The 9,168-nt window shown below is 43.9% G+C and carries 6 protein-coding genes, 2 tRNA genes and 1 pseudogene; 6 read left to right on the top strand and 3 right to left on the bottom strand.

The genetic code is table 11. The features are described from left to right. Positions 1–105: pseudogene (locus tag ACP7AE_RS10765) on the top strand (IS5/IS1182 family transposase); the annotation flags it as partial. Here the strand turns inward: ACP7AE_RS10765 and ACP7AE_RS10760 are convergent. From ACP7AE_RS10760 to ACP7AE_RS10750, 3 genes are all read right to left on the bottom strand, one after another. Then, positions 80–901, bottom strand: a complete 822-nt coding sequence (locus ACP7AE_RS10760) for a DUF5020 family protein (protein WP_426243006.1) — start codon at positions 899–901, stop codon at positions 80–82. The pseudogene ACP7AE_RS10765 and the gene ACP7AE_RS10760 overlap by 26 nt on opposite strands. A gap of 592 nt (positions 902–1,493) precedes the next feature. After that, positions 1,494–1,570 (bottom strand) — tRNA-Asp (locus ACP7AE_RS10755). Between the two features lie 65 nt (positions 1,571–1,635). After that, a tRNA-Val gene (locus ACP7AE_RS10750) sits at positions 1,636–1,711 on the bottom strand. A gap of 296 nt (positions 1,712–2,007) precedes the next feature. Between ACP7AE_RS10750 and ACP7AE_RS10745 the strand changes: the two genes are divergently transcribed. The 5 genes from ACP7AE_RS10745 (at position 2,008) to ACP7AE_RS10725 (ending at position 9,119) form a co-directional block, all read left to right on the top strand. Continuing rightward, positions 2,008–3,645: a cardiolipin synthase gene (locus tag ACP7AE_RS10745; protein WP_055124468.1), complete on the top strand. Its 1,638-nt coding sequence runs from the start codon at positions 2,008–2,010 to the stop codon at positions 3,643–3,645. 104 nt (positions 3,646–3,749) lie between these two features. Then, complete coding sequence (locus tag ACP7AE_RS10740; protein WP_426243004.1) at positions 3,750–5,207, top strand: tetratricopeptide repeat protein; 1,458 nt, start codon at positions 3,750–3,752, stop codon at positions 5,205–5,207. 176 nt (positions 5,208–5,383) lie between these two features. Further along, entirely contained in the window at positions 5,384–6,982 is a 1,599-nt protein-coding gene (locus ACP7AE_RS10735; RefSeq protein WP_426243002.1) for a 3-deoxy-D-manno-octulosonic acid transferase, read from the top strand. Beyond that, on the top strand, positions 6,979–7,704 hold the full coding sequence (locus ACP7AE_RS10730) for a 16S rRNA (uracil(1498)-N(3))-methyltransferase (protein WP_193009521.1): 726 nt from the start codon (positions 6,979–6,981) through the stop codon (positions 7,702–7,704). The genes ACP7AE_RS10735 and ACP7AE_RS10730 overlap by 4 nt, the downstream gene beginning before the upstream one ends. Positions 7,705–7,994: 290 nt before the next feature. Then, complete coding sequence (locus tag ACP7AE_RS10725; RefSeq protein ID WP_426243000.1) at positions 7,995–9,119, top strand: extracellular solute-binding protein; 1,125 nt, start codon at positions 7,995–7,997, stop codon at positions 9,117–9,119. The last annotated feature ends 49 nt before the right edge of the window (positions 9,120–9,168 follow it).

The following is a 9,168-nucleotide window of genomic DNA, read 5'->3' as shown; positions in this document are numbered from 1 at the left end:
CTAAAGCACTTCCGTAGTATTGCGACTAGATACGAGAAATTGGCTCGTAATTATAAGTCTATGCTGTATCTAGCTTGTACTATGATTCATTGCAAACTGAATTAGGGACACGCCCTAGAGCGCTAGGCACATTTTGAGTTGTATCACTGCCATACTTATTTTTCCAGTAACTATATTCCATACCGACCTCTAAGCGATTATCAATGCCTAATAGTGGTTGTAAGTTATACTTTATTTGCGGATTGATATGTAGTTGGTTTTTTAAGTCATCATTGTTAAAAGAATAGTCTACATAACCATCGACCACAACGTTATTTTTCTCCCAACCGTAAGTTAAGGTGATTTGCTGGTCATCATCAGTATTATCATTGAAGACATGATATAGGGAAGCAGAGGCGTACTTCATACCTGAAATAGGCACATTCAAATCTGCCCCTAGTCCTATCATATAGTTGTCTTGGCTAAAGCCTTTGCTGTTCGAGCCAAACTCATATTGCCCCGCTAGATTGAGCTGTTTGATAAAGCTATCATCGAAAGTTGTGAGCTTAAGCTTGGGCGCAAACTCACCATACGTTTCTTTAAATCTATTGTTTTCAATATCATTTGCGCCTTGATGGCGATCGACGAAGAAAAATACGCCGCCCCAGCTGTGGGTAGATGCGTGCTCCAGAGTGATGGTCGTCAATTCTCCGTCTTTTACCAGCTCATAGTCATTGCCATACAGTACAGAAAGACTGGTATCGGTGAAAAGCACCTTTGCATAGCTGCTGCTCATCGTACCCAAGGCAACGATCGCGGCTAAAGCGGTGGTTAATGAGCTACTAAAAAACAGTTTTTTCTGAATATTGGTTCTACATAATTGGCTAGCCAGTGGCAGGTTTGCAAACAAGTGATAACGCACAGTAATATTCCTTTATATAGAGTGGGTCATCCTAGCAGGTTGGATATATGACAGAAGCGCGTTTTAACTTCCTGTCAAAACGGGTCAATGCTGCTAAGGATAAAGCGCGGTCAATTTTCGATAGCAGTCTAAAACAATGAAGATAAATGCTATCAATATAAGTATTGTCAAAAGTATAAAAAATGCTCTGTTGGCTATGTTATCCGCAATAATTCTTAACACTTTGAAACAGTTAAGCATGTTTTATAATGAGTGACAACCATAAGCTGGCTCAAAATAATGGTCTATCAAGCCTTATAAGTATTTGATATTACCTAAGTTTATGATTTTATTAAATTAACTGACTAAATGGTCAGCTTTATTATTTTTGTAAACAAGGAGATGTGTCGAAGTAGTTGGTAGGCTGAACCACTAGCAATAATTATTACGATTCAGAGTAGTGAAAAGAGCTGGTAGGGTGGTTGAGGACAAATGATATGAGAGGCAAGTGAATAGAGGTATGGCAGAATTAATAGACACAAAAAAACCTCAAGTAAATTAATACTTGAGGCGAAACTTGCTTAAACTTTACAGTCTAAATTCGTTTTAAATATGGCGCAGCGGACGGGACTCGAACCCGCGACCCCCGGCGTGACAGGCCGGTATTCTAACCAACTGAACTACCGCTGCTTAGGTCGTACTTAGTTTATTTAACCACTTAGCCTACTACTTGAGAGTAACGCTATACTAAATAGTGGTGGGTGATGACGGATTCGAACCGCCGACATTCTGCGTGTAAGGCAGACGCTCTACCAACTGAGCTAATCACCCTTCGAACAATTGCTATGCAATTTATTCAACATCAACTGAGCTCTAAGTTTGTCACTAAGCTCTGCTGCTGTGGGTGTGTATTATATAGATTTACACATGGCTGTCAAACAGTTTTTTAACTATTTTGAAAAATAATTGAAAATACTGTCTGACAGCTATTATTAATAGTAGTCTGAGGCACGTGTTTACTAAGGTTGCTGCCTAAAAACTTATTATGGTTAGTCTTTGTTTGATGGTCAAAAACTACTATACTATTGAGGGTGTTTTACGACTCATGCTTTATTTTATGTTGATTGTTGGAGGCGGGCATAGAAAATTCCACTATTGAACAAACTTTTACGACCTGGTCTTGGGGAGACTTTGCAGGCTTGGGTCTGGTATTGCATATTGTTCTCATGATAGTAATGACGTTACGTGTTGTATCGGTGCAGCGCAATATCGGTGTGTCTATTGCTTGGATTGCTGTGCTCTATACCTTGCCTCTTTTTGGTTTTATCGCTTATATACTATTGGGTGAGCCGATGATAGGGCGGCGCTATCGTCAACGGGTAGACCAAGCAAGCTTATTGATGGATGATATGGCACGGCGTGAGAATTTGGTTTTTGATCAGGGACAAGAGCTGCTGCCAGCCAACTACCGCGGTGTCAGTCAAATAGGCACGCGTTGGACGGGGCTGGGCGTGTTTCCTAATCACAATATGCAGCTATTGACGGATCCTCATACTATCTTTCAGAGATTAATCGAAGATATCAATGCCGCTCAGAGTATTATCTTGATGGAGTTTTATATTGTTTATCCTAAAGGACAAGTGCTAGAGGTGATAGAAGCGTTGTCAGCAGCAGCGCAGCGTGGCATTGAGTGTCATATCTTGGCCGATAGCGTGGGCAGCTTTAGTTTTTTTAATAGTAGCGCGCATCGTACATTAGAAAAAGCAGGTGTCTTTGTCCATCAGTCACTACCAGTGGGTTTGTTTAAAACGCTATTTAAGCGCTCTGACTTGCGTAACCATCGTAAAATTGTGGTGATTGATGAGCACATTGGCTATATCGGTAGCTTTAACTTGGTCGATCCAAGATTTTTTAAACAAAATAAAAACGTTGGACAGTGGATCGATGTGGCGATACGCACGACCAGTCAACACTCTATTAGTATTACGACAGCCATGGCAATCGTGGTGGCCACGGATATTGGTGCGGAAAATAACGACAATTTAGACGCGCTCAATCAGCGAGTAAATGGCTATACTCGTAAACTATATGTGATGAACCCAACCATTAATGATTTAAACAGTCGGGTAAAGGTATTGGCTGGTGAGATTGACTATTATAAGCAGCCAAATATTGGCTCGACATCGATTGTGATACCGAAGATGCCGATGGTAGAAGGGGTGCTGGCGCAGCTGATACCCTCCGCACCGCAAGTGACGGCCCATGTGATTTACAATACATTGGTGACCGTTATTCATCGCGCCAATAAACGCATTCGCATTACCACACCGTATTTTGTACCTGACGAGGCGCTCTCGGGAGCATTAACAATCGCTGCCAAACGCGGGGTTGAGGTGACGCTGATTGTCCCTGAAAAGGTGGATTCGTTTCTTGTACAGCATGCGTCACAAGCCTATTATCAAGAGCTGCTCGAGGCAGGCGTGACGATTGCCTTGTTTAAGGGTGGTCTGTTGCATACCAAAACAGTGGTTATCGATGATGATTATTGTTTATTTGGTACTGTAAACATCGATATGCGCAGTTTTTATCTAAATATGGAAGTGAGCTTGGCCATTTATACACCAGAGATGGTCGCTCAAGTGGCTGATTGTCAAGAAGTCTACTTACAAAGTTGCCGTTTTCTGAGTTTAGAGCAGTGGCAACAGCGCCATGGTGCAGAGCGTTTGTTTGATAATGTGGTACGCTTGTTTAGTCCTTTATTGTAGCATTTTCGATTTTAGGGTAAGGTAAACGACTGATGTCAGTTTAGTGCCATGATGACCTTATTTTTATTACTATTAATTTATCCCGATAAAGGATGCGCTTGTCTATGTATGCATCGTCTGCATCACCTCTAACGCCCTTTGATTATATTGCAGCAGGCTATTGGCAAGACTTTTTAGCGGATCGTCCTATCGCTGGTGGCATTGCTTACGAGAGCGAGCTTCGCGATTGTATATTAGATGAGTCATTGGCCAGCTTACAGCGAGTCGATACGCTGCTGTCGCACATACGCCGTGAGATGGTTAAAACTGGTCGATGGCATGAAGAGAGATTATTGCTCGATGAACGCTATCGTAACTTTATGGTATTTTTGGCGTTTTATGCAGGGCGAGTATTAGCACAGCAATGGCAAAGTACGCCGCATTGGTATGGACAGTTTGAGCTACATAAGCGCTATCCTGAACTGGCTCTTACAACCGATGATTTTTATCAACAGCTGGCGGTTGTCTATTGTCAGTCGGCTGATGCTAATAGCGTTACGTCATTGTTTTTTGCACTAGAGCCGATAGGGATGCGTCTATTTGGTCATATTGATCGGCCGTTTGAGGCGGTACAAGGCGGTCAAGTGGCGAGTGGTCTGTATCAAGCGGTTAGCGCAAGGTTGCCACATGCGCACGACAATCACGTTGCTAAGTCGATCACACCAGCCATTAATATCAGCACACCAAATACAAGCACTAGTGTAGAGCACATTAAAACAGTTGATAGTCAGAAACCGTTAGAAAAAGAAGGGTTTAGTCATACGCCACATGCTGTGCCAGAATCTCAGAACCTGTCTCAGCAAGAGAACCAAACTAAGCCTGTGCTGTCTAAATCAGAAACAGTACGACCTCATACAACCTCAGAAAATACGGTATTAGAGCAGCCACTACCATCGTTAGTGCCTTCTCCTCAAGAATTGCCAACGCCTGCGATTTTTACGCAACTGCTCGTAGAGCTGGATAACATAGACGTCGTTCAAACGGCTGGCAATAGTGAGTATCAGCAAGCCCATAAAGTGCTAGAGCAGTTAGAACAGCATATTGCCAAGCAAAGTCAGCCGCGCACGCAAATAAACTTTTCAGAGAGTCATTTGACGACAAAAAAGCAAGCGTTGTTAACATTACAAGAGGCGGCGCAGGCGGGTAATAGTGCTGCCATGCTACATTTGGCACTGTATGAGTTACTTGGTGAAGGATTAACGGTTGATAAGGGTGCTGCTACAGCGTTAGGGGTTGAATGGGTTAAGCAGGCAGCCAGCAAAAATGACAGTCGTGCGCAGCGCCTACTAAGCAAGATGTATTACCAAGGGGTTGGCGTAGCGCAAGATATAGACACTGGCAAATATTGGCTAGAGCAAGCAGCAAAGAATGGACACGCGGAAGCGGCGAGCGTAGTGGGGCAATGGCAACAGGCGCAAGCGCTGATAACGACACAAAAACAAGAGCAACATAGCATGAAGCGCTATCAGTTGTTATTCGTCGCCATACTCGTAGTGGCAATACTAATCCTAATTATTGTCTAAAATATTTTATGGCAACACGCTGTAAAGCGTATTGTTAATCGCTAAATTCAGGTAGAATTGGCGCATTTTTTACCGTCACCTTACTATAGTCGATTTAATTTAAAGAGGTTAATGCCGTCACTTTTTTATAGTGAATTGACTATATTATTTAAGCCATTACTAATCTGGGCAACTTTATGTCATCTTCTCCTATATCCTCTGATTGTGCTTTAGAAGCGACTGACCCAGTATCGTTGCCCAGCCGCACTGTTTATACTGCGCCTTTGTATTATCAGTGCGCCATTGGCTTACTTAAGCCGCTATATCGACTGCAAGTTTGGCAACGCTCACACAACCGCGACAACTATCAACAAGAAGTGGCGCAGCGTTTTGGCAAACAATATCCGCCGCGACCAGTGGCTAAAGTGACTAATGCGCAAACTGATAAAGGCGTTATTTGGTGTCATGCGGTGTCATTGGGCGAGACCAATACCGTCGCGCCATTATTAGATACATTATTGGCTGATGGCTATCAAATATGGCTAACCAATACCACGCAGACAGGTTTTGCTCGCGGTGCTAGCCGTTTCGCCGATGATATTGCTCAAGGTCGGATGAGCCATAGCTACGTACCTGTCGACAGCCCAACTGTGATTGAGGCTTTTTTGGCGCATGTCAAGCCCATCGCTGCTCTGTTTGTAGAAACAGAACTATGGGCAAATATCCTAACCAAATTATCCGAACACCATATTCCCAGTATCTTGGTCAACGGTCGGCTGTCAGCGTCTTCTTTTAAAAGTTATCAAAAAATTGCTGCGGTCAGTGCCAGTATGATGAAAAATCTGACTTTGATTATCGCTCAAGACAGCGACTCTGCTAAACGCTTTCGACAATTGGGTGCGAATAGCGCGCAAATTCGTGTAGCAGGTTCACTCAAATGGGTGATTAATACGCCTCAAATTAAAGATAAAGCGGCTGATATAGAAGCTAATATAGAAGCTAATTATACAGAAAATTCTAGTATACCAAACCAATATTCTGAATCGGTCAAAGAGTCTATATTAGCAAAAGAGATGAATATCGCTGGTCGACCGATTTGGATTGCCGCAAGTACCCATAGTGGTGAAGAAGAGACGGCATTGTCACTGCATCAACAGCTATTGTCTCATCCCGCGCTCGCTGATGCGCTGCTTATCATTGTACCTAGACATCCTGAACGTTTTGATGAAGTAGCAGCGCTCATTCAAGCGTCCGACTTAACAATGGCACGGCGTAGTGCAGAAGATAGCATTCATGTAGACACACAAGTCTATCTGGCTGATAGCATGGGTGAGCTGATGACGTGGTATAAGTTGGCAGATGTGGCACTGGTCGGCGGCTCGTTAGTAGATGTCGGTGGGCACAATCCCGTTGAGCCAGCGAGTGTGGCAACGCCTGTGCTCATGGGGCGCTATACGCAGTCTTGTCAAAGCGTGGTGGATAAATTGGCGGAGGTCGGCGCGTTATATCAGCCAAACAATGTTTTCTATCGTCCCATTACTGTTAATACGGCTACTACTAATGATGATACGAATCAACAATCCTCTCGTAAGAAGCCTGCCGCTAAAGAGGAGGTAGCGCTCATTTATCAGCAGCTAGTGTCTTGGCTCAGTGATCTTGAGGTAGCGGCACAAGCAGGGCAAGCTGGCGCGCGAATGACGAGACAACAGCAAGCCGTATTGACCCGCCAATTTACCATGATTAAAGAGGTTGTCGAGCAGCATGCTATTCAACAACCAAGCCAAGAGCTGCTATGAATTGTTTACTATTACCCATTGAAAACTTCTCTTCGGATGCGGCATATATTGATGAATTATCACAAATAAATCACGTCAATAAAGTACTAACAGCAAAAGTTGGTGATACGCTGAAAATCGGTCAAATGGGCGGTCATTTGGGCACTGCTGTGATTGAGAGCATCCGCTCTGATGCTATTGAGTTGCGTGATATTCAGCTCACCACTGCGCCGCCACCGAAGCTGGATTTGACCGTTGTGTTGGCACTACCGCGTCCTAAAGTGCTACGACGCTTAATCATGGATATGACCGCGCTTGGTGTGCGCGATATCATCCTAATCAACAGCTATCGCACGCAAAAAAGCTATTGGCAAAGTCCGATGCTTGAGCGCCTTGATGAGTTTGTATTAGAAGGGCTGCAACAAGGGGTTGACACCATAGCGCCTCGTATCACTTTACAAAAACGCTTTAAGCCATTCGTGGAAGATGAGCTGGCAGGTTTGGTAACCAATCGAGCCATCGTGGCGCACCCGTATAGTGAGCTATCCTTTACACAGTATCTACAACAGCCGCCATCGTTAGGATTGCCAAGTCTGGTTTGTATCGGTAGCGAGGGCGGCTGGATTGATTATGAAATAGCACTGCTCGCCACTCAAGGTTGCGCGGCAGTCACTATAGGCTCGCGTATCCTGCGTACAGAAGCCGCTGTCAATGTGATTTTGGGTCAATGGTTGCTGTCGTGAATCAGCAGATCATTGAAAGATAATTAAGACGTGCCATCACTTAGAAAATCTATAGATTGATTCATGAAGATCTATAAATTTATCCTTAAAAAGAGACAGTTGAGCCAAATTATCGGTGTATTTCTGAGTTAAACAAATGTATTGATAATTAATCTCATTTCTATTAGTATGTTGTTTCAAAGATTATCGCGTGATCAAACCTTATTATTAGAGGTCTTTAGCGCCGTCTTATCTTATTGTCATCTCGTCTATTTATCTCACCTTTTCGTAGCATCATTATGGGGAAAACCATGTCATTGAATGCCATTAGCGCTAACCTAACTTCTACTAAGCTTATCTTGCCTGTTGCCGTATTTGGCATGATGTTGGGACTGGCTGGTTGTAGTAATTCATCTACAACAGAAGAGAGCGTGGAGGCGGAGACATCAGCGGCGGCTACTGAGCAACCAGCTGCTAATGATGGTGCTACGAGTAAAGGTGGTCAAACGATTACTATTTATTCTTCGCGAAATGAGCAGCTGATTAAGCCATTGCTAGACCGTTATACCGAACAGACAGGTGTGAAGATTGAGCTGGTCACAGATAGTACAGGTCCGCTCATGGCGCGTTTGCAAGCTGAAGGTCAGAACACGCCAGCCGACATGCTGCTCACGGTTGATGCCGGCAACTTATGGCAAGCGGCTCAGCAAGGCTTGTTACAACCAGTATCCTCTACTGTGTTAGAAGAAAATGTCCCTGCCAAATATCGTGATCCAAAAGGTCAGTGGACAGGGCTATCATTGCGTGCTCGTACGATCTTTTATGACCCAAGTAAAGTCAGTGCCGACCAATTGTCTACTTATGCAGATTTAGCCGATCCAAAATGGAAAGGCAAGTTATGCCTACGTACCTCTAAAAAGGTCTATAACCAGTCGCTTGTGGCCAGTATGATGGAGCATTTGGGCGAAGAGAAAACCGAAGAAATCGTCCGTGGTTGGGTCGCTAACTTAGCGACTGACGTGTTCAGCGATGATACCAGTATGCTAGAAGCCATCGCTGCTGGTCAGTGTGAAGTGGGCATTGCCAACAGTTACTACTACGGTCGTCTGCTCGATGAAAAACCTAACTTCCCTGTGAAAATATTTTGGGCAAACCAAGGCACGACTGGCACACACGTAAATATTTCAGGTGCTGGTGTGGTTGCAGGTTCAGACAATCCAGAGGGGACGCTTAAACTGATAGAATGGTTGTCTTCTGATGAGGCGCAAGGTCTTTATGCCAGCTCAGACAAAGAATTCCCAGTAAAAATAGGGGTTGATGAGTCAGAAATGCTCAGATCATGGGGTGAATTCAAAAAAGACGATATCAATGTGCAAAAGTTTGGTGAGCTACAAACCCAAGCCATTCAGTTGATGGACAAAGCAGGCTATAAATAAGGTATTGACAGTCATACCATTCTCAAAAATGACAATGCCTATCAAGCAC

Source organism: Psychrobacter sp. TWP2-1-2 (assembly GCF_049896785.1).
Lineage (GTDB): Bacteria > Pseudomonadota > Gammaproteobacteria > Pseudomonadales > Moraxellaceae > Psychrobacter.
The sequence above is the reverse complement of the archived record's forward strand: the minus strand, read 5'-3'. Positions and strand labels throughout refer to the sequence as shown.

Bases quoted from the DNA above. Each gene is read 5' to 3' on its own strand.
- ACP7AE_RS10725 (WP_426243000.1), top strand. From the start codon at position 7,995: ATGTCATTGAATGCCATTAGCGCTAACCTAACTTCTACTAAGCTTATC.
- ACP7AE_RS10740 (WP_426243004.1), top strand. From the start codon at position 3,750: ATGTATGCATCGTCTGCATCACCTCTAACGCCCTTTGATTATATTGCA.
- ACP7AE_RS10730 (WP_193009521.1), top strand. From the start codon at position 6,979: ATGAATTGTTTACTATTACCCATTGAAAACTTCTCTTCGGATGCGGCA.
- ACP7AE_RS10735 (WP_426243002.1), top strand. From the start codon at position 5,384: ATGTCATCTTCTCCTATATCCTCTGATTGTGCTTTAGAAGCGACTGAC.